26 protein-coding genes are annotated in these 26,110 nt (G+C 73.3%); 5 read left to right on the plus strand and 21 right to left on the minus strand.

The genetic code is table 11. From position 1 onward, the window contains the following. Positions 1 to 141: 141 nt before the first annotated feature. From ACZ6R9_RS00705 to ACZ6R9_RS00715, 3 genes are all read right to left on the minus strand, one after another. Positions 142 to 1,761, minus strand: coding sequence for a serine/threonine-protein kinase (locus tag ACZ6R9_RS00705; protein ID WP_380486661.1), 1,620 nt, complete (start codon positions 1,759 to 1,761; stop codon positions 142 to 144). Between the two features lie 156 nt (positions 1,762 to 1,917). Beyond that, on the minus strand, positions 1,918 to 3,003 hold the full coding sequence (locus tag ACZ6R9_RS00710; protein WP_380486663.1) for a protein kinase: 1,086 nt from the start codon (positions 3,001 to 3,003) through the stop codon (positions 1,918 to 1,920). A gap of 113 nt (positions 3,004 to 3,116) precedes the next feature. Then, entirely contained in the window at positions 3,117 to 4,781 is a 1,665-nt protein-coding gene (locus tag ACZ6R9_RS00715; RefSeq protein WP_465535618.1) for a serine/threonine-protein kinase, read from the minus strand. Positions 4,782 to 5,100: 319 nt separating this feature from the next. Here ACZ6R9_RS00715 and ACZ6R9_RS00720 point away from each other — a divergent pair, with 319 nt between their 5' ends. Next, complete coding sequence (locus ACZ6R9_RS00720; protein ID WP_380486667.1) at positions 5,101 to 5,724, plus strand: hypothetical protein; 624 nt, start codon at positions 5,101 to 5,103, stop codon at positions 5,722 to 5,724. 57 nt (positions 5,725 to 5,781) lie between these two features. Here the strand turns inward: ACZ6R9_RS00720 and ACZ6R9_RS00725 are convergent, their stop codons facing one another. The 4 genes from ACZ6R9_RS00725 to ACZ6R9_RS00740 all read right to left on the minus strand — a co-directional run bounded on the left by ACZ6R9_RS00725 (position 5,782) and on the right by ACZ6R9_RS00740 (position 10,357). Next, on the minus strand, positions 5,782 to 6,900 hold the full coding sequence (locus ACZ6R9_RS00725; RefSeq protein WP_380486669.1) for a GuaB3 family IMP dehydrogenase-related protein: 1,119 nt from the start codon (positions 6,898 to 6,900) through the stop codon (positions 5,782 to 5,784). A 179-nt stretch (positions 6,901 to 7,079) separates the two neighbouring features. Continuing rightward, a complete protein-coding gene (guaB, locus tag ACZ6R9_RS00730; protein ID WP_380486671.1) occupies positions 7,080 to 8,582 on the minus strand; it encodes an IMP dehydrogenase in 1,503 nt (500 codons plus the stop codon). Between the two features lie 245 nt (positions 8,583 to 8,827). Beyond that, complete coding sequence (gene shbA, locus ACZ6R9_RS00735) at positions 8,828 to 9,547, minus strand: RNA polymerase sigma factor ShbA (RefSeq protein ID WP_465535622.1); 720 nt, start codon at positions 9,545 to 9,547, stop codon at positions 8,828 to 8,830. 198 nt (positions 9,548 to 9,745) lie between these two features. Then, on the minus strand, positions 9,746 to 10,357 hold the full coding sequence (locus ACZ6R9_RS00740) for a response regulator transcription factor (protein WP_014136228.1): 612 nt from the start codon (positions 10,355 to 10,357) through the stop codon (positions 9,746 to 9,748). Between the two features lie 537 nt (positions 10,358 to 10,894). Between ACZ6R9_RS00740 and ACZ6R9_RS00745 the strand changes: the two genes are divergently transcribed. Next, positions 10,895 to 11,221 carry a WhiB family transcriptional regulator gene (locus ACZ6R9_RS00745; RefSeq protein ID WP_100587200.1) on the plus strand — a complete coding sequence of 109 codons (327 nt, stop codon included), beginning with the start codon at positions 10,895 to 10,897 and terminating at the stop codon, positions 11,219 to 11,221. A 138-nt stretch (positions 11,222 to 11,359) separates the two neighbouring features. On the opposite strand, the gene ACZ6R9_RS00750 is transcribed toward ACZ6R9_RS00745, so the two are convergent. From ACZ6R9_RS00750 to groES, 3 genes are all read right to left on the minus strand, one after another. Then, on the minus strand, positions 11,360 to 12,361 hold the full coding sequence (locus tag ACZ6R9_RS00750; RefSeq protein WP_380486675.1) for a LysR family transcriptional regulator: 1,002 nt from the start codon (positions 12,359 to 12,361) through the stop codon (positions 11,360 to 11,362). A 305-nt stretch (positions 12,362 to 12,666) separates the two neighbouring features. Next, positions 12,667 to 14,301, minus strand: a complete 1,635-nt coding sequence (groL, locus tag ACZ6R9_RS00755; RefSeq protein WP_465535625.1) for a chaperonin GroEL — start codon at positions 14,299 to 14,301, stop codon at positions 12,667 to 12,669. 100 nt (positions 14,302 to 14,401) lie between these two features. Continuing rightward, the gene (gene groES / locus ACZ6R9_RS00760) at positions 14,402 to 14,707 is read right to left on the minus strand and encodes a co-chaperone GroES (RefSeq protein ID WP_014136232.1); all 306 of its coding nucleotides are present in this window, start codon (positions 14,705 to 14,707) and stop codon (positions 14,402 to 14,404) included. Positions 14,708 to 14,978: 271 nt separating this feature from the next. On the opposite strand from groES, the gene ACZ6R9_RS00765 reads away from it, so the two are divergent. Next, positions 14,979 to 15,293: a hypothetical protein gene (locus ACZ6R9_RS00765; protein WP_465535627.1), complete on the plus strand. Its 315-nt coding sequence runs from the start codon at positions 14,979 to 14,981 to the stop codon at positions 15,291 to 15,293. Positions 15,294 to 15,367: 74 nt separating this feature from the next. Further along, entirely contained in the window at positions 15,368 to 16,546 is a 1,179-nt protein-coding gene (locus ACZ6R9_RS00770; RefSeq protein WP_465535629.1) for a class I SAM-dependent methyltransferase, read from the plus strand. On the opposite strand, the gene ACZ6R9_RS00775 is transcribed toward ACZ6R9_RS00770, so the two are convergent. From ACZ6R9_RS00775 to tsaB, 5 genes are all read right to left on the minus strand, one after another. Continuing rightward, positions 16,522 to 17,400, minus strand: coding sequence for a polysaccharide deacetylase family protein (locus ACZ6R9_RS00775; protein ID WP_465535631.1), 879 nt, complete (start codon positions 17,398 to 17,400; stop codon positions 16,522 to 16,524). The two genes, ACZ6R9_RS00770 and ACZ6R9_RS00775, sit on opposite strands and share 25 nt — an antisense overlap. A 67-nt stretch (positions 17,401 to 17,467) precedes the next feature. Next, on the minus strand, positions 17,468 to 17,713 hold the full coding sequence (locus tag ACZ6R9_RS00780) for a hypothetical protein (protein WP_380486686.1): 246 nt from the start codon (positions 17,711 to 17,713) through the stop codon (positions 17,468 to 17,470). A gap of 11 nt (positions 17,714 to 17,724) precedes the next feature. Next, positions 17,725 to 18,804 (minus strand): tRNA (adenosine(37)-N6)-threonylcarbamoyltransferase complex transferase subunit TsaD, encoded by a 1,080-nt coding sequence (gene tsaD, locus ACZ6R9_RS00785; RefSeq protein WP_380486688.1) that lies wholly within the window; start codon positions 18,802 to 18,804, stop codon positions 17,725 to 17,727. Further along, complete coding sequence (rimI, locus tag ACZ6R9_RS00790; RefSeq protein ID WP_380486690.1) at positions 18,797 to 19,300, minus strand: ribosomal protein S18-alanine N-acetyltransferase; 504 nt, start codon at positions 19,298 to 19,300, stop codon at positions 18,797 to 18,799. Before rimI ends, tsaD begins: the two co-directional genes overlap by 8 nt. Before the next feature lie 21 nt (positions 19,301 to 19,321). Further along, on the minus strand, positions 19,322 to 19,969 hold the full coding sequence (gene tsaB / locus ACZ6R9_RS00795; RefSeq protein ID WP_380486692.1) for a tRNA (adenosine(37)-N6)-threonylcarbamoyltransferase complex dimerization subunit type 1 TsaB: 648 nt from the start codon (positions 19,967 to 19,969) through the stop codon (positions 19,322 to 19,324). A 132-nt stretch (positions 19,970 to 20,101) separates the two neighbouring features. Here tsaB and ACZ6R9_RS00800 point away from each other — a divergent pair, with 132 nt between their 5' ends. Then, positions 20,102 to 20,677 carry a L,D-transpeptidase gene (locus ACZ6R9_RS00800; RefSeq protein WP_380486693.1) on the plus strand — a complete coding sequence of 192 codons (576 nt, stop codon included), beginning with the start codon at positions 20,102 to 20,104 and terminating at the stop codon, positions 20,675 to 20,677. 19 nt (positions 20,678 to 20,696) lie between these two features. Here ACZ6R9_RS00800 and ACZ6R9_RS00805 read toward each other — a convergent pair whose 3' ends face one another. The 6 genes from ACZ6R9_RS00805 to ACZ6R9_RS00830 all read right to left on the minus strand — a co-directional run bounded on the left by ACZ6R9_RS00805 (position 20,697) and on the right by ACZ6R9_RS00830 (position 26,068). Then, entirely contained in the window at positions 20,697 to 20,888 is a 192-nt protein-coding gene (locus ACZ6R9_RS00805; protein ID WP_465535635.1) for a hypothetical protein, read from the minus strand. Positions 20,889 to 20,990: 102 nt separating this feature from the next. Continuing rightward, complete coding sequence (gene tsaE / locus ACZ6R9_RS00810; protein ID WP_380486698.1) at positions 20,991 to 21,533, minus strand: tRNA (adenosine(37)-N6)-threonylcarbamoyltransferase complex ATPase subunit type 1 TsaE; 543 nt, start codon at positions 21,531 to 21,533, stop codon at positions 20,991 to 20,993. Between the two features lie 61 nt (positions 21,534 to 21,594). Continuing rightward, positions 21,595 to 22,737 (minus strand): alpha/beta fold hydrolase, encoded by a 1,143-nt coding sequence (locus ACZ6R9_RS00815; RefSeq protein WP_465535637.1) that lies wholly within the window; start codon positions 22,735 to 22,737, stop codon positions 21,595 to 21,597. A 24-nt stretch (positions 22,738 to 22,761) separates the two neighbouring features. Beyond that, positions 22,762 to 23,943 (minus strand): alanine racemase, encoded by a 1,182-nt coding sequence (gene alr / locus ACZ6R9_RS00820; RefSeq protein WP_465535639.1) that lies wholly within the window; start codon positions 23,941 to 23,943, stop codon positions 22,762 to 22,764. A gap of 184 nt (positions 23,944 to 24,127) precedes the next feature. Next, a complete protein-coding gene (locus tag ACZ6R9_RS00825) occupies positions 24,128 to 25,567 on the minus strand; it encodes an NAD(P)H-hydrate dehydratase (protein WP_465535641.1) in 1,440 nt (479 codons plus the stop codon). Between the two features lie 132 nt (positions 25,568 to 25,699). After that, positions 25,700 to 26,068, minus strand: coding sequence for a holo-ACP synthase (locus tag ACZ6R9_RS00830; protein ID WP_380486706.1), 369 nt, complete (start codon positions 26,066 to 26,068; stop codon positions 25,700 to 25,702). Positions 26,069 to 26,110 lie beyond the last annotated feature (42 nt).

A 26,110-nucleotide genomic window follows, 5' to 3' on the forward strand; every position in this document is an offset into this window, starting at 1 on the left:
AGTAACAGTCATTCGAGAGCGAGCCGCGCCCCGGGAGATGCGCCCCCGGGGACGCGGGGAACCGCGCGAAGCGGGAGATCCCCCTCCGCGAGATCGCGCCACGAGCAGCGACTCGCACGTGGCCGCGACCTCGCCACCGTCTCACTTCGTCGGCGTGAACATGTTGAGCACCGTCGTGAAGCGCCGCAGGCTCTGCGTCCAGTCCTTCTCCGGCCCCGACACGTACACCGAGTACGACGTCCCGTCACTGCGCCGGAACTCCGCCTCCTTCGCGTGCCGGCGGACACCGCTCGGCGAGGTGAAGCTGAACTCCCACACCGCGCCTTCCTGGTCGTTGATCCGCACGGAGGCCAGGCTGCTGGTCTGGAAGTCCTTCTGGCTCTTGCTGAGCGAGGCCTCCAACTGCAGCAGGTGCTCCTGCGGCGACAGCGGCTGACCGACCGTCACCGCGAACTGCAGGTAGTGGTCACGGCCGTCGGGCGAGTAGTAGATCTGGGTGCCCTCCTCGCTGCGCACCCACTGACCGTCGGTGGGCAGCAGGAAGCGGAACCCGGCCGGGTCCTCCTGCCACCTGTAGCCGGTGGGAGGCGGCGACAGCGCGGGGTCGGCGCCGGAGGGCGACACCTCGCCGACCGGACCCCGGTGCCGGTGGTCCAGGTAGTAGTACCCGCCACCTCCGGCCGCGGCCAGCACCAGAACGGCGACCAGCACCGCGAGCACCCGTCGCTTCCGGCCGCCCCGGGCCGCCGCAGCCGGGGCCGCCGCCGGAGCCACGGTCTCCGTCGGCCCTCCCTGCGCCGGCACCCGCCCGGGCTTCTCCGGCTCCGCCACGGCAGGCGTCTCGGCCGGCTCGACCCGGTCCGCCAGCGGCACCGCCTGGGTGGGCTGCCGTTCCTCGCCGGCCTGCGCCGGCACGCGGATGCTGACGGTGTGTCCGGCGGCGACCTCGCGGAGCATCTTCGCGGCCTCGTCGGCGCCGGGCCGCTCCGCCGGGTCCTTGGCCATCAGCGCGGCCAGCACCGGCCCGAGTCCGGCCGCCCGCCGGGACTCCGGCAGCGGCTCGTCGACGACCGCGGCGAGGGTGCCGAGCGGGCTGTCGCGGCGGAACGGCGACTGGCCCTCGACGGCGTGGAACAGCGTCGCGCCGAGTGCCCACAGGTCGGAGGCCGGCCCGGGCCGCTGACCCTGGGCCCGCTCGGGGGCCAGGTAGTCGGGCGAGCCGACCAGGTCGCCGGGGCGGGTGATCTCCATCGCGCCCTCGAACTTGGCGATGCCGAAGTCGGTCAGCACGACCCGTCCGGTGCCGTGTTCGATCAGTACGTTGGCGGGTTTGACGTCCCGGTGCAGCACCCCGAGCTGGTGGCCGCGGTGCAGGGCGGCGAGCACCTGGAGGCCGACCTCGGCGGCCTCACGCGGGGTCAGGGTGCCGTCCTGGCTGATCACTTCGGACAGCGCGCGGCCGTCGACGAGTTCCATCACGATCCACGGCCGCCCGTCCTGTTCGAGCACGTCGTGGATGGTGATGACGCCCGGGTGCTTGATCCGGGCGGCGGCCCGGGCCTCGCGCTTCATCCGGGACTGGAGTATCTCCAGGTCCTCCTCCGAGAGGTGGCTGACCGTCAATTCCTTGACGGCTATCTCCCGGTCCAGCATTTCGTCCCTGGCCCGCCAGACGGTCCCCATCCCGCCCCGCCCCAGGCGCTCGCCGAGCGCGTACCGCCCGGCCAGCAGACGGCCGGTCGACTGGTCCTGTGCGCCCATGACCGTCCCCCCCTTCTGACCCCCCACCGCCGGTCGGACGAGGTCGTGGCACCTCGTGTGCCTGCTCGCACCGACGGTTCGAAGGCAAGCCTAGGCTGCGAGGGGCCGCGCGGGAATCACACCCCGGCCTGCGAATCGCACGGTGACCGACCGCTTTCAGCCTGCGACCAGAACGATCCCGGCGAGCGCCGCGACCATCAGCACCAGCACCGCCACCACCACCAGCGGACCGAGCAGTCGCGCGGGTATCCGCGGCGGACGCCCGGCGGGGGCGGCGCTCTGACGGGCCGTCGGCGGCCGCTTCCCCGGGCGGGCGCCGCGCGGCCGCCGGGCCGCCGGCGGCGCGGTTTCGGTGCGGGGCGCCGGCAGCGGCGGGGCGGGCGGGCCGTCCAGGTACGGCTCGGGCGCGAACACCAGCAGCTCGCGCAACTCCCGCTGGACGGCGGCCGCGTCGGGCCGGGCCGCGGCGTCCGGGCGCAGCAGCCGCTCCACCAGCGACCGCAGCGGGCCACACCCTTCGGCAGGGTGGTGGCGTCCGTCGCGGACGGCGGCCAGCAGGGTCGGCAGGTCGTGCTCGGGGTACGGGCCGTGGCCGGTGAGCAGGCGGTACAGCAGCACACCGAGCGCCCAGGTGTCGGCGGGTGCGCCCGCGTCGATCGCCCAGCGCTCGGCGAGCGGTCCGAGCATGAGCGCGCGCGTCTCGTACACCCGGCGCGGCACCTCGCCGCCGAGCGCCGCGCACAGTTCCTCCTCGGCGGCGCCCAGCAGCAGGCCGCCGAGCATCGCCGCGCCGTCCTCGCAGATCAGCACGGTGCGGGCGGTGACGTTGCCGTGGGTGAGCCCGGTGCCGTGCACGGCCCGCAGCGCCCCGGCCAGGTCGGCGCCGATCTCCGCGACCCGGTACGGCGACAGCGGCCCGTCGCCCATCAGCCGCTCCAGCGGCACGCCGGCCACCGACTCCTCGGCGACCCACAGCAGTTCGCCCTCGGGCCCGGCGGCGAGTCCGCGCAGCAGCCGCGGATGGGTGGGCGCGGCGGCCGCGACCTGCGCCACCCGGGCGGTCAGCTGCGGTCCGTAAGCGGGCGCGGCACCGCCGAGCACCGCCGGCGCGGGCAGTTCCAGGGCGAACAGCCGCACCCGGGCGCCGCTGGGCCCGTCCACCGCGGGCACGCCGACCTCATCGTCCGGACGGTCCGTCACCCGGTACCGCCCGGCCACCACCTGCCCCGGGGCCGTTCGCATGCCTGTTCCTCACGCCGTAGTGCCGCCAGCCTACGGCCCCCGGCCGCGCCCGCCACCTCCCGGTGCGGTCTTTCAACTCCCTTGCGCCCGAACGCCCCAGACGCCCTGTCCGGTCATGGCGCGGGCTGGAAGCTCTCGAAGGAGATCCGCCGGGCCAGCGAGCCGTCCGGCGCGGACCACACGGACTCCGGCATGGTCCAGTAGATCGCGTAGCCGTACTTGCCGTTGCCGGTGACGAAGCCGCGGTTCAGCGAGTGCAGCAGGGTGCCGGTCTTGCCGGTGTACGTCCACTCCCAGTCGGCGGCGTTGCTCCAGCCCCGGTAGGCGACCGACTCGACCCGGATCCGGCGGTAGTCCTTCATCCTGGCGGACTGGTCGGACGCCTGCCAGTCCTTGAGCGCGCTGTCCCCGGCGGGCGACTGCCAGTCGACCACCAGCCGCAGCCCGTTGCCCTCGAACTGCCGGCTGGTGGAGCGGTAGTCCGCACCCTTGTCGGCCATCCACTCCGGCAGCGTGATGCTGAAACCGGACGGGTCCTTGTACACCCGGTACCCGTCCGGCACCTGACCGGGCGTCAGCGCCGGCCCGGGCGACTCGCTCGACTCCGCCGACGCACTTGAGCTCGGGCTCGCGCTCGGACTCGCCGACGGCGAAGCACTCGCGGACGGCTGCCCGGCCGCCACCGGAGTGCTCCCGCCGCCGTCCTCGGCGCTCGCCCCGCCGCCCTTCTCGGTGGGCCACAGCACCACCAGCGCGGCGACCAGCGCCAGCACGGCGGCCACCGCGGCGACGGTCAGCAGCGTGCGCCGACGGGACCCGCCGCCGCGCGCCACCACCGCGGTGTCCGCGCCGGCGGCGGGGTCGGCGGGCAGTGCCCTGGTCGCGGTCTCGGCGGCGACGGGCTCGGCCGGCTTCGCGGCGGCGACGGGCTTCGGCGCGGGCAGCGCCTTCCCGGCGACGATCCGCTCCATCAGCTCGCGGGCGGTGTCCGCGTCCATCCGCTTCGCGGGGTCCTTCTCCAGCAGCCCCTCGATGACCGGCAGCAGCGGCCCGGCGTGCGGGGGCGGCGGCAGTTCCTCGGTCATCACGGCGGTCAGCGTGGCCAGCGCGGAGCCCCGGTCGTACGGCGGGACGCCCTCGACCATCGCGTACAGGGTGCCGCCGAGCGACCACAGGTCGGACGGCGGGCCGGGCCGCTGCCCGCGGGCCCGCTCGGGCGCGATGTAGGAAGGCGCGCCGACCAGCATGCCGGTGGAGGTGATCGAGGTGTCACCCTCGACGCTGGCGATGCCGAAGTCGGTGAGCACGGTCCGCCCGTCCTCGCCGATCAGTACGTTGGACGGCTTCACGTCACGGTGCAGCACGCCCTGGCTGTGCGCGGCGCCGAGCACCCCGAGCAGGTCCAGCCCGATCCGGGCGGCCCGCTCCGGCGTCAGCGTGCCGTCCTCGCGGACCACGTCGGCCAGCGAGCGGCCGTCGACGAGTTCCATCACGATCCACGGCCGCCCGTCCTCCTCGACCACGTCGAAGACGGTGACGGCGGCGGTGTGCCGGATCCGGGCGGTGGCCTTGGCCTCGCGCAGGGTGCGGACGATCAGCCGGTGCTTCTCGGCCTCGTCGACGGCCCCGGTCATCCGGAGCTCCTTCACCGCGACGATCCGGCCGAGCATCTCGTCCTCGGCCCGCCACACGGTGCCCATGCCACCGCGGCCGAGCACCTCGCCGAGCCGGTAGCGGTCCGCCAGCAGTCGGCCGGTCGGTTCCTGCGGCTGCGTCATCGGTGCGCTCTCCCCATGGTGTTGCGGCCCTCGCCGGGCGCCCGGCCGGGACCTGACGGCTTGTCGGACCACCGCGGGCGGCGGCCGCACGCCGGGGCACCATCATCCCCTGTCTCCGCCCTTCCCGACCACCCACCCCCACCAGGCCCGCGCCCCGTGCGCCCCCGGTGTCCCTTCCGCACCACCCCACCGACCGAAAACGATCGCTCCCGCCCGCGAACGACCGGTTCGGACCCCCGCGCAATACCGCTGTCCAACCGTCCTTATGCCCTGCTAACCTCTGCGCGCTCTTCACATCATCACTTCGGGGGACACCGACATGACCACGCCCGACCCGAACAACCCCTACGCCGGCCCGCCGCAGACCCCGCCCGCGCCCAACCCGTACGCCGGCCAGCCGCAGACCCCGGCCACGCCCAACCCGTACGCCGGCCAGCCGCAGACCCCGCCCGGCGCGCCGCTCCCCCCGCCCGCGCCCGGCACGCAGGAGTGGGGCGGCGGCACCGTCGCCCCGCCGGTGGCGCCGAAGGTCCCGGTGGTCAAGAACGTGCCGCTGGCGGTCCTGGCCGGCATCGGTGCGGCACTGGCCGCCGCCCTGCTCTATGGCTTCATCGTCAAGGCCCTGGAGCGCGAGCTCTCCGTCATGGCGATCGGCATCGGTGCCGCGGTCGGCTTCGCGGTCGGCAAGGTCGGCGGCGCGCACCGGGCGCTGCCGCCGGTCGCCGCGGTGATCACCCTGCTCGGCGTGTTCTTCGGCGAGCTGTTCGGTCTCGCGCTGATGGTCCATGAGAAGCTCGGCGCCGACGTCGTCCCGCTCTTCACCGAGCACTTCGACCTGCTGTTCGAGGGCTGGAAGGCCGACTTCGACCTCCTGTCGGTGCTGTTCCTGGGCCTCGGCGCGTTCTTCGGCGCCAGCGCCGCCAAGAAGCTCGGCGAGTCCTGACGGACCATCGGAAAGGGCCCCCGCCGGTACGGCAGGGGCCCTTTTCGATGATCGGGGTCAGCGGGCGGAGTTGACCGTGACCTCGACCCGCTGGAACTCCTTGAGCTCGGTGTAGCCGGTGGTGGCCATCGCCCGGCGCAGCGCACCGAACAGGTTCATGGTGCCGTCGGGGGTGTGCGACGGGCCGGTCAGGATCTGCTCGGTGGAGCCGACGGTGCCCAGGTGCACCCGCTTGCCGCGCGGCAGCTCCTCGTGGACGGCCTCCATGCCCCAGTGGTAGCCCTGGCCGGGCGCGTCGGTGGCGCGGGCCAGCGCGGCACCGATCATCACCGCGTCCGCGCCGCAGGCGACGGCCTTCGGGATGTCGCCGCTGTAGCCGACGCCGCCGTCCGCGATCACGTGCACGTAGCGGCCACCGGACTCGTCCATGTAGTCGCGACGGGCCGCCGCGACGTCGGCCACCGCGGTCGCCATCGGCACCTGGATGCCCAGCACGTTGCGGGTGGTGTGCGCGGCGCCGCCGCCGAAGCCGACCAGCACGCCGGCCGCGCCGGTGCGCATCAGGTGCAGCGCGGCGGTGTAGGTGGCGCAGCCGCCGACGATCACCGGGACGTCCAGCTCGTAGATGAACTGCTTCAGGTTCAGCGGCTCGGCCGCGCCCGACACGTGCTCGGCGGAGACGGTGGTGCCACGGATCACGAACACGTCGACGCCGGCGTCCACCACGGCCTTGGAGAACTCGGCGGTGCGCTGCGGCGAGAGCGCCGCGGCGGTGACCACACCCGAGTCACGGACCTCCTTGATCCGCTCCTTGATCAGCTCGGCCTTGATCGGCGCGGAGTACACCTCCTGCAGGCGCCGGGTCGCGTCCGCCTCGTCGGCGATCGACGCGATCTCCTCCAGCAGCGGCCGCGGGTCCTCGTACCGCGTCCACAGGCCTTCCAGGTTCAGCACGCCCAGGCCGCCCAGCTGACCGATCGCGATGGCCTGCTGCGGCGACACCACGCTGTCCATCGGCGCCGCCAGGAACGGCAGTTCGAACCGGTAGGCGTCGATCTGCCAAGCGATCGAGACCTCCTTCGGGTCACGCGTACGGCGGCTGGGGACGACGGCGATGTCGTCGAAGGAGTACGCCCGGCGGCCGCGCTTGCCTCGCCCGATCTCGATCTCAGTCACTTCGAGCCCTTCTGCTGCTTTCCATCTCCCGACCGGGTCACCCCGGCCGCCCCTCAAGTATCCCGTACCGCCCCTCCGCGCCCCGACAGGGGCGCGCACGCGGGCCGGGAGGTGCCCCCGGACAGCAAGATCCGCCCGAGCCGCAGTCACCTGCGACTCGGGCGGATCTGCCGGAACCCTTACCGGGAGGTGTAGTTCGGCGCCTCGACGGTCATCTGGATGTCGTGCGGGTGGCTCTCCTTGAGGCCCGCCGAGGTGATCCGGACGAACCGGCCCTTGGTCTGCATCTCCTCGACCGACCCGGCACCGACGTAGCCCATGGTCTGCCGCAGGCCGCCGATCAGCTGGAACAGCACCGCGGACAGCGGGCCGCGGTAGGGCACCTGACCCTCGATGCCCTCGGCGATCAGCTTCTCGTCCGAGGAGACCTCGGCCTGGAAGTAACGGTCCTTGGAGAAGGACTTCGCCTGGCCGCGGGTCTGCATCGCGCCCAGCGAGCCCATGCCGCGGTAGGACTTGAACTGCTTGCCGTTGATGAACAGCAGCTCGCCCGGCGACTCCTCGCAGCCGGCCAGCAGCGAGCCCAGCATCACGGTGTCGGCGCCGGCGCACAGCGCCTTGCCGATGTCACCGGAGTACTGCAGGCCGCCGTCGCCGATGATCGGGACGCCCGCCGCCTGGCAGGCCTGCGCGGCCTCGTAGATCGCGGTGACCTGCGGCACGCCGACGCCGGCGACCACGCGGGTGGTGCAGATCGAGCCGGGGCCGACGCCGACCTTCACGCCGTCCACGCCCGCGTCGATCAGCGCCTGCGCGCCGTCCCGGGTGGCGACGTTGCCGCCGACCACGTCGACCGACACGGCGGACTTGATCTTCGAGATCCAGGCCAGCGCGTTGTGCGAGTGCCCGTGCGAGGTGTCCACCACCAGGAAGTCCACGCCCGCGCCGACCAGCGCCTGGGCCCGGTCGAACGCCTCCGCGGACGCGCCGACCGCGGCACCGACCAGCAGCCGGCCCTCGGCGTCCTTCGCGGCGTTCGGGTACTGCTCCGCCTTGACGAAGTCCTTGACGGTGATCAGGCCCTTGATCCGGCCCTCGTCGTCGACCAGCGGCAGCTTCTCGATCTTGTGGCGACGCAGCAGCGCGATCGCGTCCTCGCCGGAGATGCCGACCTTGCCGGTGATCAGCGGCATCGGCGTCATGATCTCGGCGACCTTGCGGCTGCGGTCGGTCTCGAAGGCCATGTCACGGTTGGTGACGATGCCCAGCAGCTTGCCGTCCGGGCTGGCGACCGGGACGCCGGAGATCCGGAACCGGGCACACAGCGCGTCGGCCTCGGCCAGCGTGGCCTCGGGGCCGACGGTGATCGGGTCGGTCACCATGCCGGACTCGGAGCGCTTCACCAGGTCGACCTGGTTGACCTGGTCCTCGATCGACAGGTTGCGGTGCAGGACGCCGACGCCGCCCTGCCGGGCCATCGCGATCGCCATCCGGGACTCGGTGACCTTGTCCATCGCCGCCGACAGCAGCGGGATGTTGACCCGCACGTTCCGGGAGATCCGCGAGGAGGTGTCGACCTGGTTGGGCAGCACCTCGGAGGCCCCGGGCAGCAGCAGGACGTCGTCGTACGTGAGTCCGAGCATCGCGAACTTCTCGGGTACGCCGGCGGCGTTGTAAGACATGGGGAACCTTCCGTGGCGGGCCGTCGTTCTGCGCACGGGCGCCCGGGGTCTTATCGGCCGCCAAGGACGCCCGGCGTTCGGACGGTCCTCCAACCGAGGACCGCGCACACCGGAGAAACTTTGGCGACCCGACCAGGCGCCGATACCCCATGGTACTGGTGCCGCAGGGTGTGTCGTCGCGCCCTCTTGACAACGCGCGCGCCCCCACGCTTCTTCCCCCCCCCGGATTCCCCCGGACGAACCGGCTAGCCGGACTCCTCGGCCAGCGCCCGCAGCCGCGACAGCGCCCGGTGCTGAGCCACCCGCACCGCGCCCGGCGACATGCCGAGCACCTCGCCGGTCTCCTCCGCCGACAGCCCGTCCGCCACCCGCAGCAGCACCAGCTCGCGCTGCCGGGCCGGCAGGTTGGACAGCAGCTCCTTGATCCACGCGGCGTCGCTGGACAGCAGCGCCCGCTCCTCCGGGCCGAGCGAGTCGTCCGGCGTCTCCGGCAGGTCGTCCGGCGGGATCACCGTCGAACCGGGCCCGCGCATCGCGGCCCGCTGCAGATCGGCGATCTTGTGCGCGGCGATCCCGTACACGAAGGCCTCGAACGGGCGGCCGGTGTCCCGGTAGCGGGGCAGCGCGCACAGCACCGCGACGCACACCTCCTGCGCCACGTCGTCCACATGATGCCGGGCCCCACCGGGCAGCCGAAGCAGCCGGCCCCGGCAGTAGCGCAGCGCCAGCGGCAGCACGTAGCCCAGCAGTGCCTCGATCGCCGGGCCGTCCCCGCGCACCGCGGCCGCGACCAACTCGGCCTCCTCGGGCGACGTCACCCCCGCCGTCTGCGGACGGCCACCCGTACCCGACACACCGTCGGATCCCGCCGACCGGCCCTCCGGTGCCGACGACGGACCGGCAGCCGCACCCTCGGGGGCGAGCTGCGCCGGATCGGTCCCGGCGGCCTCCTCGTCGTCATGCATCGGTCCATGGTGCCTGGTCGGACCGGAAAACGCGGCACCGCGTCCGGACTTGTGCATCGGAACGTTATGCGTCGCCGGGTGCACCGTGCCGCCTCCCCTGCCTGTCCGCTGGTCCCCGAGGTGCTCCACTACTCCATGGTGCAGCCTCGGGACCACAACGTCACACGTCCGAGCGAGCGCAGTTGTCGCCGCACCCGCTCAGCGAACCAGGCCCCAGCGGAAGCCCAGCGCCACCGCGTGCGCGCGGTCCGAGGCGCCGAGCTTCTTGAACAGCCGCCTGGCGTGCGTCTTCACGGTGTCCTCGGACAGGAACAGCTCGCGGCCGATCTCCGCGTTGCTGCGGCCGTGGCTCATCCCTTCCAGCACCTGGATCTCACGGGCCGTCAAGGTCGGTGCGGCGCCCATGTCCGGGCTGCGCAGCCGACGCGGCGCCAGGCGCCAGGTCGGGTCGGCCAGCGCCTGGGTGACGGTGGCCCGCAGCTCGGCGCGCGAGGCGTCCTTGTGCAGGTAGCCGCGGGCCCCGGCAGCGACCGCGAGGGCCACACCGTCCAGGTCCTCGGCCACGGTGAGCATGATGATCCGGGCACCCGGGTCGGCCGAGAGCAGGCGGCGGACCGTCTCCACCCCGCCGAGTCCGGGCATCCGAACGTCCATCAGAACGAGATCGGAACGGTCGGCCACCCAGCGGCGGAGGACCTCCTCACCGTTCGTCGCAGTGGTCACCCGGTCCACGCCGGGCACGGTCGCCACCGCACGGCGCAGCGCCTCCCGGGCGAGCGGGGAATCGTCGCAGACGAGTACGGATGTCATGACCGTCCTCCGCAGCTGATCCGCGTCACGTTGAGCCTCCTGGCTGGTACGAACCTCTCCGACACGGCCGCTGGGACGGACCCCGTTCCGATCGCCTCGCTCCGCGACCGATCCCGATGTCCCGCGCCTGCTGACCGCCTCCGTACATCCAACGACCGTCACTCGAATGAGTTACGGCTTCAGGTCCATCTCCACCACTGTACGTGGCCAACCCATCACACAAGAGCCACCTCGCGGTGCACACGCCGCACTTTTGTGCAGCTCGCGCGCGGTGCCCGCGCCGCGCGCGCCTTCCGGCCGCGGCCCGCGCCCGGTCGGACATCCGATCGGGGAAGGGTGCGACTTAAAACCTATTGCACCGTTTGTCCGTTTTTATAGCTTCCGTTAGGTCATTGACTGTTGTGTCGGTCTGTGGGTGACTTGTCCGTGTAGTTGGGTGTAAGTCATATTTCCAGGTGTCCGTATCGGTCCCGCGCAGCCTCGCCGGAGCAACCCCGCCCGAGCCGCCAGGTCCCGCGCCCTCGAAGGGAATGAGCCATGGCCGATTTCTCCCGCCTCCCCGGCCCCAACGCAGACCTCTGGGACTGGCAGCTCTCCGCCGCCTGCCGCGGCGTCGACAGCTCGCTGTTCTTCCACCCCGAGGGCGAACGCGGCGCGGCCCGGACCTCCCGTGAGGCGAGCGCCAAGGAGGTCTGCATGCGCTGCCCGGTACGCGCCCAGTGCGCGGCCCACGCCCTGGCCGTCCGCGAGCCCTACGGGGTCTGGGGCGGCATGACGGAGGACGAGCGCGAGGAGCTGCTCGGCCGCTCCCGCAACCGGCTGGTCCAGGTCCCGCTGGCCATGCCGCAGACCGTCCGCCACTGAGCACCCGGTGAGCGGCCGCGTGCACTCCCTGCCGCCGAACCGGCTCTCCGCGTAGCCGGAGAAACGTTTCTTCGTATCGCTGCGGCGCCCCGCCCCAAGGCCGGCGCCGCGTCCCTTCCCGGACCGTCCGCGAACGCCTCAGCGGGCCGCAGCCGCCGCCGCGAGCTGGTCCAGCATCAACTCCACCGCCGGAACCCCCGCGAGGTCCGGCAGGGTCAGCGCCACCACCTCGCGCCGCGCGGGCTCACCCGACGCCACCCGAACCGGCACCGGCACCACACCCGGGTGCCGCACCGACTCCAGCGCCAGCCCCGGCAGCACCGCCACTCCCAGACCCGCGCCCACCAGGCCCACCACCGCCGGATAGTCGTCGGTGGCGAACTCGATCGCCGGAGCGAAGCCCGCGTCCGTGCACAGCTCCACCAGGTGGCCCCGGCACTGCGGACAACCCGCGATCCACTGCTCCTGCGCCAGCTCCGCCAGATCCACCGGCTCGCCCTCGCCCCGGCCCGCCAGCGGATGCCCGGCCGGCACCAGGCCCACCAGCGGATCGTCCAGCAGCGGCCGCACCACCAGCTCCGACCAGTCGTTCGCCGCGGCCGTCGCCGCCGCCTCCAGCGTCGCCTCCGCACGGGCCTCGCGCAGCGTCGCGTGCGGGGACGGCAGGCTCAGGCCGCCCTGCGAGTCCGGGTACCGGAACGCCAGCGCCACCTCGCACTCCCCGCCGCGCAGCATCGCCAGCGCCTGCGGCGGCTCCGCCTCCACCAGCGAGACCCGCACCCCCGGGTGCGCCGACCGCACCTGCGCCACCGACCGCGGCACCAGCGTCGAACTCGCCGTCGGGAACGAGACCAGCCGCACCCGGCCCGCCCGCAGCCCGGCGATCGCCGCGACCTCCTCCTCCGCGGCGGACAGCCCCGCGAGGATCCCGTTCGCATGCTTCAGCAGCACCCGCCCGGCCTCACTCAGCTGCATCTCCCGCCCCGACCGCACCACCAGCGGGGTGTCCACCGCCTTCTCCAGCGCCTTCATCTGCTGACTCACCGCGGGCTGCGTGCACCCCAGCTCCCGCGCCGCAGCAGAGAAGGACCCGGTCCGGGCGACGGCATGCAGAACACGGAGATGGCGGGCTTCAATCACGCCATCAACCTTAGGGGAGGGTGCGAAGACAGGGAGAGCACCACCAGGGGCGCGGGGAACTGCGCGAAGCGGAAGGCCCCAGCCGCAAGATCGCGACGCAGGGCAATGACTTGCACGTGCTCGCGACCTTGCGGACGTGGCCTGCCGCTTGTCGCGCAGTTCCCCGCGCCCCTGTTCGTGCGCTCGCCTGCCCACGCGAAAGGGCGCGAGGTCCTGGCGGTCCGAGCCTCGCACTACGGGAGTGCATGGCCGGTCGCGCAGTTCCTCGCGCCCCTTCAGTAGCTAGTGCTCAGCGGCCGAGCGCTTCAGTGGCTGTGGCCGTGCCCGCCGTGCGAGTGGCCGTGGCCCGCGGCCTCTTCCTCTTCCTTCTTCTCCACCACGAGGGTCTCGGTGGTGAGCAGCAGGGAGGCGATGGAGGCGGCGTTCTCCAGGGCGGAGCGGGTGACCTTGACCGGGTCGATGACGCCGGCCTTGACCAGGTCGCCGTACTCGCCGGTGGCGGCGTTGTAGCCCTGGCCCGGCTCCAGCTCGGAGACCTTGGAGGTGATGACGTAGCCCTCCAGGCCGGCGTTCTGGGCGATCCAGCGCAGCGGCTCGACCAGGGCGCGGCGGACGACGGCGACACCGGTCGCTTCGTCACCGGACAGGCCGAGGCCGTCCGCCAGGACCTTCGCGGCGTGCACCAGCGAGGCGCCACCACCGGCGACGATGCCCTCCTCGACCGCGGCGCGGGTCGCGGAGATGGCGTCCTCCAGGCGGTGCTTGCGCTCCTTGAGCTCGACCTCGGTGGCCGCGCCGACCTTGATCACGCAGACGCCGCCGGCCAGCTTGGCCAGGCGCTCCTGGAGCTTCTCGCGGTCCCAGTCGGAGTCGGTGTTGGCGATCTCGGCCTTGATCTGGGCGACCCGGCCGGCGACCGCGTCGGAGGCGCCGGCGCCGTCGACGACGATGGTCTCGTCCTTGGTGACGGTGATGCGGCGGGCGGAGCCCAGCACGTCCAGGCCGACCTGGTCGAGCTTGAGGCCGACCTCCTCGGAGATGACCTGGCCGCCGGTCAGGGTGGCGATGTCGCCGAGGATGGCCTTGCGGCGGTCACCGAAGCCGGGGGCCTTGACCGCGACCGCGTTGAAGGTGCCGCGGATCTTGTTGACCACCAGGGTGGACAGGGCCTCGCCGTCGACGTCCTCGGCGATGATCAGCAGCGGGCGGGAGCCGCCGGCCTGCAGGACCTTCTCCAGCAGCGGCAGGAGCTCCTGGATGGAGGAGATCTTGCCCTGGTTGATCAGGATGTACGGGTCTTCCAGGACGGCTTCCTGGCGCTCCGCGTCGGTGACGAAGTACGGCGACAGGTAGCCCTTGTCGAACTGCATGCCCTCGGTGAACTCGAGCTCGACGCCGAAGGTGTTGGACTCCTCGACGGTGATCACACCGTCCTTGCCGACCTTGTCGATCGCCTCGGCGATCAGCTCGCCGACCTGGGTGTCCTGGGCGGAGAGGGAGGCGACGGCGGCGATGTCGTCCTTGCCCTCGATCTCGCGGGCGACCGACAGCAGGTGCTCGGAGACGGCGGCGACGGCCTTGTCGATGCCCTTCTTCAGGGCGGCCGGGCCGGCACCGGCGGCGACGTTGCGCAGACCCTCGTTGACCAGGGCCTGGGCCAGCACGGTGGCGGTGGTGGTGCCGTCACCCGCGACGTCGTTGGTCTTGGTGGCGACCTCCTTGACCAGCTGCGCGCCGAGGTTCTCGTACGGGTCGTCGAGCTCGACCTCGCGGGCGATGGTCACACCGTCGTTGGTGATGGTGGGGGCGCCGAACTTCTTGTCGATGACGACGTTGCGGCCCTTGGGGCCGATGGTCACCTTGACGGTGTCGGCCAGCTTGTTGACGCCGCGCTCCAGCGAGCGGCGGGCGTCCTCGTTGAACTGCAGGGTCTTCGCCATGATCCCGTTTCCTCAGGGTGTGGTCTGCGTACGTGGAGCAACAACCGCGCCCCGGGCCCCTGTCAGTGCTGACACGGATCCGGGGCGGGCTGGGGACGTCTTACTTCTCGATGATGGCGAGAACGTCGCGAGCCGAGAGGACGAGGTACTCCTCGCCCTGGTACTTCACCTCGGTGCCGCCGTACTTCGAGTACAGGACGATGTCACCGACGGCGACGTCGAGCGGCAGACGCTGGCCGTCCTCGAAGCGGCCCGGGCCGACAGCCAGGACGACGCCCTCCTGGGGCTTCTCCTTGGCGGTGTCCGGGATCACCAGGCCGGAGGCGGTGGTGGTCTCGGCGTCGAGCGGCTGGACCACGATGCGGTCCTCGAGCGGCTTGATGGCAACCTTGCTGCTGGTGGTCACGTCCGAGCTCCCCTTCGGAGATTACGGGGTTGTCTAACAGGTAGGTGGGCGAGGGTGCGCAACTGCCGTCGCGGGGGTCAGGCACGCATCTTCGCGTTAGCACTCCCCCTGGGGGGAGTGCCAGGAACGACCTTAGGACGCCGTTAGCACTCAGTCAACCAGAGTGCCAATGACGCCGTGTCGGGTTTCGCCGCGACCCGGGTGGATGCCCGGCCCGGATTGAGTGCGGGCACTCAGGCGGCGGCGCCGGCTCCCGCGCCAGGCTGGGCGCATGACGAAGACTCGACCGTCCGTACGGCGGGATGTGTTGCATGCGCTCTGGTTGACGGCGCTGGAGGTGCCGCTGCTGTGCGCCGTGCCGTACGCGTTCGTGCTGATGGTGTTCGCCCTGGCCGCGGCGTCGGAGCGCGGGGGTGGCGCGGGCGGGGCGGTGGCGTTGTGCGTGCTGGTGATGGCGTTGGCGGTGGCGGTGCCGTTGACGGGGCTGGTGGTGACCTTGCGGCGCGGGTACCGGATCACGCCCGTCGCGCTGGTGATGGCGGGGCCGGCGCTGGCCGCGATCGTCTTCTTGGTGGCCGGCGGGTGAGCCGGTGCCGCCGGCGCTGGTGGCGCGCGTGCTGCGGGTGATCGGCCGGTGGGCGGGGCGAGGACAATGGAGCCGTGGAGATCGAGTCGTTCCGGGCGCTGCTGACCGAGCAGGGGCAGGCGCTGCTGGCGGAGTTGCGGGAGTTCAGGGCGGACCAGGAGCTGGCGCTGGCGACCCGGCTGCGGCGGGAGTACTCGGCGGAGCTGGTGCGGGCCGCGTTCGAGCAGGCGCGGTTGCGGCAGCGGGCGGAGGCGAAGTTCGGGGCGGACGCGTGGTCGATGTACTTCACCCAGAACGGGGTGGAGCAGGCGACCCGGCGCAGTGTGGCCGAGTGGCGGGCGGGGCGGTTCGCGGCGCTCGGGGTGAAGCGGCTGGCCGACCTGTGCTGCGGGATCGGCGGCGACGCGGTCGCGCTGGCCCGGGCCGGGATCGTGGTGCTGGCGGTGGACCGGGACGAGCTGACCTGCGAGGTGGCGCGGGCGAACGCGGCGGCGCTGGGCGTGGCGGAGCTGGTGGAGGTGCGCTGCGCGGACGTCGTGGACATCGACACGGACGGCTTCGACGCGGTGTTCACCGACCCGGCGCGGCGCACCTCGCGCGGGCGGGTGTTCGATCCGGAGGCGTATTCGCCGCCGCTGTCCTGGGCGGTTGAGGCGGCCCGGCGCACCCCGTTCGGCGCGTTGAAGGTGGCCCCGGGGATCCCGCACGAGCTGGTGCCGGAGGGCGCCGAGGCGGAGTGGGTGTCGGACCGGGGTGAGGTGAAGGAGGCGGTGCTGTGGTTCGGCACCGCGGCCGCCGAACCGTACCGGGCGACGGTGCTGCCGGGCCCGCACTCGCTGACGGGCGGCGCGCTGCCGGACCCGCCGGTGGGCGAGGTCGGCCGGTACCTGTACGAGCCGGACGGCGCGGTGATCCGGGGCCGGATGGTCGCCGAGGTGGTGCGGCTGACGAACGGCCGGCTGCTCGACCCGATGATCGCGTACGTCACCTCGGACGAGCTGCACCCGACCCCGTACGCGCACGCCTATGAGCTGACGGACGTACTGCCGTACAACGTCAAGAAGTTGAAGGCGCTGGTGAAGGAGCGCCGGATCGGCACCGTGGTGATCAAGAAGCGGGGGGCCTCGGTGGTGCCGGAGGAGCTGCGGCGGCAGTTGAAGCCGTCCGGGCCGAACACGGTGACGGTGATCATCGCCCGTACCGGGGCCGGCCCGGTGATGATGCTGGGTCAGCCGGTGGGCTTGGCGATGTAGTCGTCGAGGCGGGCGACCGCGAAGCCCTGTTCCTGGATGCGGGCGAGCATCTCACCGAACATCGAGGTCATGCTCTCGCCCTTGAGCTCGGACGGGCCGCGGAAGTGGGCGAGGACGATGTCGCCGTTCTTCAGCTTCTTGTCGGCGGACTGGTACTGCATGTCGTGGATCTGCATGGATTCGCGCCACAGCACGATCGCGCGCGGCCCGCACTCCTGCACCGAGGTGTTCAGGGTGGGGGTGTGGGCGCCGTCGCCGAACGGCGGGCGGAACAGGTAGGGGGCGGTGCCGTACTGCTCGGTGAGGGCGGTCTGGTCGTCGCAGATCTCGGACTTCTGCTTGGCGGCCGGGATCTTGCTCATCACCGGGTGGTCGACGGTGTGGTTCTGAATGGTGTTGCCGAGTGCCTGCAGCGGCTTGAAGTAGGCGTAGTCGTTCTTGACGATGTCCTTGGTCAGGAACATCGTGATCGGCACCTTCAGCTCGGTCAGCATCTGGACGAACTTGGGGTCCTTCTCGGCCCCGTCGTCGATGGTGATGAAGACGACCTTGTCCTGGGTGGGGACTTCGCTGAACACCGGCACCGTCCCGGTCCTGGTCAGCTTGATCGGCTTGTCGGCGGGCGGCGCGGGCGCCTTGGCCATCGGCTTGAGGCCCCACTTCGCCCACGCGGCGTCCCCGGCGGTGTCCTGCGCGGGCGCCGACGCGGGGGCGGACGAGCCGCCCGAGGACGCGGCGGCGGACTGCACGGGGGCGGCGGACTTGGCGGCGGGCGCGGAGCTGCCGCACCCACTGGCCGCCAGCAGCACGGCGAGCGCGCCCACCCCGTACCCGATCCGGGCCCTGTTCTTCACCGTGTCCCCCGCTTTCCGCTCTACAGGCGTGTCTGTTCTGGACGAACGCTACCGGCTCCGCGGTTGCCTACCCGACGTCCGTCCGGGTGAAGGTCCACCGGTGCACGGGGCGGGAGAGCAGCCCGGCCGGGGGCTCCGGGACGGGCTGCGGCTCGCCCGTCCACAGGGCGATCATCAGCACCCGGTCGCCGGGCGCGGTGAACAGTTCGACCCGCTCCAGGCCGGCTGCCCCGCGCACCGCGGGCAGGGCGAACTCCCGCGCCCAGGCGTGCAGTTCGCTCCCCCGCCCGTCGGCCGCGCGGGCCTCCCACATCGCCGCCAGGGTCACTTCAGCGCCTCGTGGGCGTGCGCGTGGAAGTCGGTGTGCGGGACGTGCGTCTCGGTGACCGGCAGCGAGGAGTCCGCCGACAGGTCGAAGGCCGAGGGAGTGCGGTCGCGCCAGACCATCTCGGCGCCGAGCGCGGCCACCATCGCGCCGTTGTCGGTGCACAGGCCCGGTCGCGGCACCCGCAGCACGATGCCCGCCCGGTCGCAGCGCTGCTGCGCCATCTCGCGCAGCCGGGAGTTCGCGGCCACGCCGCCGCCGATCATCAGGTGGTCGACGTCGTTGTCCTTGCAGGCCCGGATCGCCTTGCGGGTGAGCACGTCGGTGACGGCCTCCTGGAAGGACGCGGCGACGTCCGCCACCGGCACCGGCTCGCCGGCCCGCCGCTTGGCCTCCACCCAGCGCGCCACGGCGGTCTTCAGGCCGGAGAAGGAGAAGTCGTAGGCCGGGTCGCCGGCGTTGTTCAGGCCGCGCGGGAAGGCGATCGCCTTCCCGTCGCCCTCGCGGGCCATCCGGTCCACCACCGGCCCGCCCGGGAAGCCCAGGCCGAGCACCCGGGCCACCTTGTCGAACGCCTCGCCGGCCGCGTCGTCGATGGTCGCGCCGAGCGGCCGCACGTCGGAGGTGATGTCGCCGCTGAGCAGCAGCGAGGAGTGCCCGCCGGAGACCAGCAGCGCCATGGTCGGCTCGGGCAGCCGGCCGTGCTCCAGCTGGTCGACGCAGATGTGCGAGGCCAGGTGGTTCACCCCGTACAGCGGCTTGTCCAGCGCCCACGCGTACGCCTTGGCGGCGCTCACGCCGACCAGCAGCGCGCCGGCCAGGCCGGGCCCGGCGGTGACGGCGATGCCGTCCAGGTCGCTCGCCTTGACGCCGGCGGTGTCCAGCGCGCGCTGGATGGTGGGGACCATCGCCTCCAGGTGCGCCCGGCTGGCGATCTCCGGGACGACGCCGCCGAACCGGGCGTGGTCGTTCACCGAGGACGCGACCGCGTCGGCGAGCAGCGTGGTGCCGCGGACGATGCCGACGCCGGTCTCGTCGCAGGAGGTCTCGATTCCGAGGACGAGCGGTTCGTCAGCCATTGTGATGATCCTTCAGATCGCTTGCATCGCTTGCCAGGTGGTCCAGACGCATCACCAGTGCGTCCACGTTGGCGGGCTGGTAGTAGCCCCGCCGGATGCCGACCGGCTCGAACCCGAACCGCTCGTACAGCCGCTGCGCGCGCAGGTTGTCCACCCGCACCTCCAGCAGCAGCTCGGCACAGCCGCGCCGGACCGACTCCTCGATCAGCTCGGTCAGCAGCATCGCCCCGAGGCCCGCCCCCTGGTGCCCGGCCTCCACCGCGATGGTCTGCACGTCGCCGTCCGCCCCGACCGCCATCAGCCCGGCGTAGCCGACCACCGCGTCGTCCTCGTCCACCGCCACCACGTAGTGCCGGCTGCCGCCCGGGTGGGCCTCGGCCAGCTCGGACCAGTACATCCCGCGCGACCAGGCGTCCTCGGGGAACAGCAGGTGCTCCAGGGCCATGACGGGCTCGATGTCCCACCAGCGCATGGGACGCAGCGAGAACCTAGCCACGGACGGAGACTCCCGTGTGCGTCACGCCGGAAGCACCGCCTTGTAGCCGGCCGGCACCTGCGCGTCCGGGCGCCGCAGGTACAGCGGGGCGTTCGGCAGCAGCTCACGGCCGGCCGCCAGCTCGCGGACCGCGAAGTCGGCCAGCGCGCCGGCCGACACGTGCTCGGGGCCGCTCGCCGCCGGCAGGCCGTACAGCAGCGCGCCCGCGCCGACCGTCCGCCCGCCGGGCTCGATCTCCGCCGGGCGGTCCACCGCGGGCCCGGAGATCCGGGCGCCGGACGCGTCGTAGCAGGCCCAGTAGACCTCCTTGCGGCGCGCGTCGGTGGCCACCGTGAACGCCCCGGCCAGGCCCTCGGTGCGGGCCTGGTGGGCGATCGCGTCGAGGGTGCAGACGCCGTGCACCGGCAGGCCGAGCGCGTCACCGAGCGCGGCGGCGGTCACCAGGCCGACCCGCAGGCCGGTGTACGGGCCCGGGCCGACGCCGACCGCGAGGTCGGTGAGCTGCCGCTTGTCCACGCCCGCGGTGCGCAGCACGGCGTCGATGGTGGGCAGCAGCAGTTCGCCGTGCCGGCGGGCGTCGACCTCGTAGGACTCGGCGAGCACGCGTTCGCCGTCGTGGACGGCGGCCGTGACGGCGGGGGTGGCGGTGTCGAAGGCGAGGAGGAGCACGCGTTCAAGGTTAGAGGGTCCGGCGAGGGTGCCCGCACCGGCCGGGAACACACGATCGGAAGAGGCCGAAGCGGCAGCGCGGACCTGGCACGATGGGCCTCGGACGTGAGACGGAGCGTTGAGGAGCAGACCGTGGCGAAGCTGGGTCCTGGTGTGGTGGTCGGCGGGCTGACCCTGGGCGCCATGGCGGTGATCGGGCTGCTGGCGTTCCAGGCGAACGGCGCCGCGTCCCGGGCGGTGGCGGCGGCCCCGGCCTCGGCGAGCGCCCCGGCCGCGGCGCCCTCGGCGAGCTCGCCGAGCGAGCGGCCGGCCCCTCCCCCGCTGCCGGCCGACTCCGGGGCGGGCCTGCGGGTGGTGTTCTCGCTGAAGGAACGCCAGGTGTGGCTGGTCGATCCGAAGAAGCCGGAGCAGGTGGTCGGCACGTTCAAGGTGACGCCGGGCAGCGCGCTGCCGAACCCGGGCGCGTACACGGTGTACAGCCGCACCGCGGCGGGCACCGGCACCGACGGCCGGCAGATCGAGCACGTGGTGCGGTTCACCCAGCAGCAGGGCACGGTGTTCGGTTTCAGCGCGCTGGTGGACGAGAACGCCCCCGCGCCGTCACTGGACCCGAAGACCAAGACCGGCGGCATCCGGGCGTCCCGGTCCGACGGCCAGGCGCTGTGGGACTTCGCGCCGAACGGCACCCGGGTGGTCGTGGTCGCCTGACCGCCCGCCCGGGGCGGCGCTACGCGGCGTGGCGCTCCGGGGGCGTGGAGACCGCCTCGGCGGCCCGGCAGGACGCCAGCAGCGCCCACATCGGCACGGGCGCCTGCGGCGCCTCGGTGCGCGAAGCCTCAGTGCGCGGCCGCCCGGCTCTGACTCGTGCCGCCTCGGCCGGTTCGGGACGGCGGTCGGTCCTTGGGGTGGTGCTCGCCATGGGGCGCCTCCCTAGTCAGGTATACCTAACCTGCTGTCGCCATCCCATCACGCCCACCGGCCGGGCCGCAACAGTTTCCCGACGCGCTGTCGGAAACCCGGCTCAGCTGTCACCCAATACGGTGAGGTCCACGTCGTCCCAGCGACCGCCCAGCCCCGTCACGGTGACCCGCCGCCCGTCCGCCTCTCCTTCCTTGCCCGCCGCCGGGCAGGAGGGGCCCACGGCGACGTCCGCCTCCGCACCGCCCAGGGTCCGCTCGATCCGGACCTCCAGCCGGTCCTCGGAGAGCTGCTCGACCTTGCCCTCGCCCCACTCGACGACGATCACCGACTCGGGCAGCGAGACGTCCAGGTCGAGGTCCTCCATCTCGTCCAGGCCGCCGCCCAGCCGGTACGCGTCCACGTGCACCAGCGCGGGGCCGCCGGTCAGCGACGGGTGCACCCGGGCGATCACGAAGGTCGGCGAGGTGACGGCGCCGCGCACCCCCAGGCCCTCCCCCAGGCCGCGGGTCAGGGTGGTCTTGCCGGCGCCCAGCTCCCCCGACAGCAGCACCAGGTCGCCCGGGCGCAGCAGGGCGGCGAGCCGCCGGCCGAGGCCGGTCATCCGCTCCGAGGTGGCGACGGTCAGAGTGGTCTGCGAACCCATGGCGTCCTTCTTCGATCGTTGCGGCCACCCCTACGGTGCCACACCGCGCCCGGACGCCCGCTCAGCCCTCCGGCCGCTCGCCCCAGGGCTGGCGCAGCGCGTCCGGCAACGGGCCGGTGCCGGCCCGCTCGGCGGCCCGCTCCAGCAGGGCGATCAGTGCCCCGTCCACCAGCTCGGGACGTTCCAGCATCACCAGGTGGCCGGCGTCCTCCACCAGCACCAGCCGGGAGCCGGGCAGCGCGGCCGCGATCGCCTCGGAGTACTCGGGCGGGGTGATCAGGTCCTTCGCACCGGCCATCACCAGCGTGGGGACTCCGTCCAGCCCGGCCAGTGCGGCCCGCTTGTCGTGCACCGAGAACGCCGGGTAGAACTCGGCGACCACGTCGATCGGGGTGGCGTCCAGCAGCTGTTCGGCGAACCGCACCACCGCCGGGTCGACGTCCTTGCCCCCGAACGAGAACCGCCGGTAGAACACCGCCGTCAGGTCCGCGCCCCAGCGCCGGGTCGCTTCCACCAGCTCGACCTGCCGGCCCAGCAGCCGCACCACCCCGGGTGCGACCTTCTTGACCAGACTCGCCCCGGCGGCCGGCAGGCCCAGCGTCACCGAGTCCCAGCCGCCCGCCAGCGTCCCGATCAGCGCCACCCCCGCCACCCGGCCGCCGGGCCCGAACAGTTCGGGGTGCTGGGCGGCCAGCGCCAGCACCGTCATGCCGCCCATCGAATGCCCGACCAGCACGATCGGCCCGTCCGGCACCACCGCGTCCAGCACCGCCCGCAGGTCGCCGCCGAGCTGGTCGATCGACGCGGGCTCACCGTTCAGGTACGAGCGGGACCGCTCGGAGCGGCCGTGGCTGCGCTGGTCCCAGAACACCGTGCGCAGCGCGCCGCGCAGCGCGGCCCGCTGGAAGTGCCAGCTGTCCTGGTTCAGGCAGTAGCCGTGGCAGAACACCACGGTCGGCCCGGGGCCGTCGGCGGTGTCCACCTCCACGTACAGCTCGGTGCCGTCGTCGGCCCGCACCCGCCTCGGCGTCCCCCGCAACGAGCCGAACGGCGCCGCCGCGTCCAGCTCCTCCCGGGCCCGCCGGCGCATCGCCCGCCCCACCGTCAGCCGCTCCACCGCGACCCCGGCGGCGGCCCCGGCGGCCAGCACCCCGAGCGATATTCCGATCAGGCCGGCGCGGGAGACCCCGGACGACTCAGCCATGGGTGAACCAACCGGCGACAGCCACTACCGCACCCCTCCGACGTACCGCCGGGGCACCCGCCCCCCGATCCGGGTGATGATCTCGTACGCGATCGTCCCGCAGGCCTGTGCCCAGTCCTCCGCGGTGGGCTCGCCCCGGTCGCCGGCGCCGAACAGCAGGGCTTCTTCGCCGACCTCGGGCGTGTCGCCGCCGAGGTCCACCACGAACTGGTCCATCGCGACCCGCCCGGCCACCCGGTAACGGCCGGAGCCGATCTGCACCGGCCCGGTGTTGCTCGCGTGCCGCGGGATGCCGTCCGCGTAGCCGATCGGGATCAGGCCGAGGGTGGTGGCCCCGGGCGTGACGTAGTGGTGGCCGTAGGAGACGCCGTGGCCGCCGGGGACGCGTTTGACGAGGGCGAGCCGGGCGGTCAGCGACATCACCGGCCGCAGGCCGTAATCGGCGGGCGTGCCGAGTTCCGGCACCGGCGACAGGCCGTACATGGCGAGGCCGGGGCGGACCAGGTCGTAGTGCGACTGCGGGAGCAGCAGGGTGGCCGGGGAGTTCGCCAGGTGCCGCACCTCGGGGTCGAGGCCGGCCCGCTCGGCGGACGCCAGGGCCTGCGCGAAGGAGTCCAGCTGGGCCTGGATGGAGGGGTGGCCGGGCTCGTCGGCGGCGGCGAAGTGCGACCACACGCCGGCCACCCGCAGCAGGCCGTCCGCCTGCGCCTTGGCGGCGTTGTCGACCAGGTCGGCCCAGTCGTGCGGCTGGCAGCCGTTGCGGCCGAGGCCGGTGTCGGCCTTGAGGTGGATCCGGGCCGGGATGCCGGTGGCGCGGACGGCGGCGAGGAGTTCGTCCAGCGCCCACTGGCCGCTGATCGAGATGTCGACGGACTCGCGCAGCGCCTGCTCCCAGGGGCCGCCGGGCGTCCACAGCCAGCACAGGATGCGGGCCTGCTCGGGGCGGATGCCGGCGGCGCGCAGCGCGAGCGCCTCCTGCGGGGTGGCGGTGCCGAGCCAGCCGGCGCCGGCGGCGATCGCCTCGCGGGCGCACTGAAGCGCTCCGTGGCCGTAGGCGTCGGCCTTGACCACGGCCATCAGCTCGGGGCCGTTGGTGCGGGCGCGCAGGGTGGCCAGGTTGTCGCGCAGGGCGGCCAGGTCGATCGTCGCCTCGGCGCGGACCCCCTCGGTCAGTGCGGGTGTCCCGGTGGTGTTCGCAGTCGTCATCGCGTATCAGTCTCCCAGACCCCCGCCGGTCCCCTCATCAGGGGCGCGGCCGACCGGGAGTGCCGTCACCCGTCCACCCGTACGCCCTTTCCCTTCCGCTGTGTTCACGCGGTGGGGCGCGTTCCGGTTCCGTGCGGGGCGTCACCTGGGCCGAAACCGGTGACCGGGGCGCCCGCACCGGCCGTCAGCCGGTCAGCGACTGCCACACGGGATGCAGCGCGTCCGCAAGGTCGAGGGCCGTGATCGGGGCCCCCGTTCCAGTGGCGTGACGGCCTGCCAGGCCGTGCAGGTAGGCGGCGGCGGAGGCGGCGTCGAGTGGGGTGAGGCCGGTCGCGAGCAGGGAGCCGGTCAGGCCGGACAGGACGTCGCCGCTGCCGGCGGTGCCGAGCCAGCCGGTGCCGGTGGTGTTGACCCGGGCGGTGCCCTCGGGGTCGGCGACGACGGTGGTGGAGCCCTTGAGCAGCACGGTCGCGCCGTAGCGGGCGGCGAGCAGCCGGGCGACCGCCAGCCGGCGGGCGGCGACGGTGTCGGCGTCCGCGCGCTCACCGACGCCGGCCAGCAGGCGGGCGGCCTCGCCGGCGTGCGGGGTGAGCAGGGTGGGGGCGGACCGGCCGGCCAGCAGGCCGGGGCCGAGGCGGGCGAGTTCGGTGAGCGCGTCGGCGTCGGCGAGCACCGGCACGTCGGTGTCGAGGGCCTCGCGCAGGGCGCGTTCGGCGCCGTCGCCGCCACCGGGGCCGACCACCCAGGCCTGGACGCGTCCGGCGTGCGCCGGGCCGGTCTCGCTGACCAGCGTCTCCGGGTGGCGGCGGACCACCTCCGCGGCGGCGTACCCGGCGTAGCGCACCGCGCCCGCGCCGCCGCGCAGCGCCCCCGCGACGGCAAGCAGCGCCGCGCCCGGGTAGCGGGAGGAGCCGGCGGCCACGCCGACCACGCCGCGCCGGTACTTGTCGCTCTCCGTGCCGGGGACGGGCAGCAGCGCGGCCACGTCGGCGTGCTGGAGGGCCTCGACGGGGGCGGGCGGCAGGGCGAGGCCGATCTTCACCAGGTGGACGACGCCCGCGTACCCGGCGCCGGGGTCGATCAGCAGGCCCGGCTTGTGGGTGCCGAAGCAGACGGTGACGTCGGCACGCAGCGCGGGGCCGGTCACCTCGCCGGTGTCGGGGGCGACGCCGGACGGCACGTCCACGGCGACCACGGGGCCGCGACGCGCCATGGTGGCGAAGGGGGCCGCGGCGGGGCGCAGCGGGCCGCGGCCGCCGATGCCGACGATGCCGTCCAGCACCAGGTCGGCGCGGCCGAACGCGCCGGGGTCGTCGGTGACCCGGCCTCCGGCGGCGAGCAGCTCCGCGAGGCCGGCGGTGTGCACCTTGGCGGGGTCGAGCAGCAGGGCTTCGGCGCGGGCTCCGCGGCGGGCGAGACGGGCGGCGGCGTACAGCGCGTCACCGCCGTTGTCGCCGGAGCCGGCCAGGACGAGGACGCGGCTGCCGTAGACCCGGGGCAGCAGTCCGGTGCAGGTCGCGGCGAGGCCGGCCGCGGCGCGTTGCATCAGGGTGCCTTCGGGGAGGGTGGCCATCAACGCGGCCTCGGCGGTGCGGACTTGGTCTACACGATGAGCGTGGCGCATGTGGGACTCCTTCGGGGCCGGTGGTGGACGCACAGCGACGGCGCCAACACGTGCAAGTCATTGTGCGCGGCGTGATCTCACCCAGGTGCTTGTTCCGCTTCGCGCGGTTCCACGCGCCCCTGGCTTCCCGTCTCAGCCTTCGGCGATCACCACCGCCGAGGCGACGCCCGCGTCGTGGCTGAGCGAGACGTGCCAGCCCGTCACTCCGAGCGCGGCGGCGCGGGCTTCGACGGTGCCGGTGACGTGCAGGACGGGTCGGCCGGATTCCTCGACGCGGACTTCGGCGTCCTCCCAGCGCAGGCCGGGGGGTGCGCCGAGGGCCTTGGCGAGGGCCTCTTTCGCGGCGAACCGGGCGGCCAGCGAAGCGGTGCCCCGGCGCTGTCCGGACGGGAGGGTCAACTCGCCTGCGGTGAAGAGTCGTTCGGCGAGTCCGGGGGTGCGTTCCAGGGATTCCCCGAACCGTCCGATGTCCGCCACGTCGATGCCGACCCCGATGATCACGCCTGTTCCTCCGTCCATGCCTGCGCAGTGCCGCGCAGGCAT

This window comes from Kitasatospora sp. NPDC048662 (assembly GCF_055587065.1).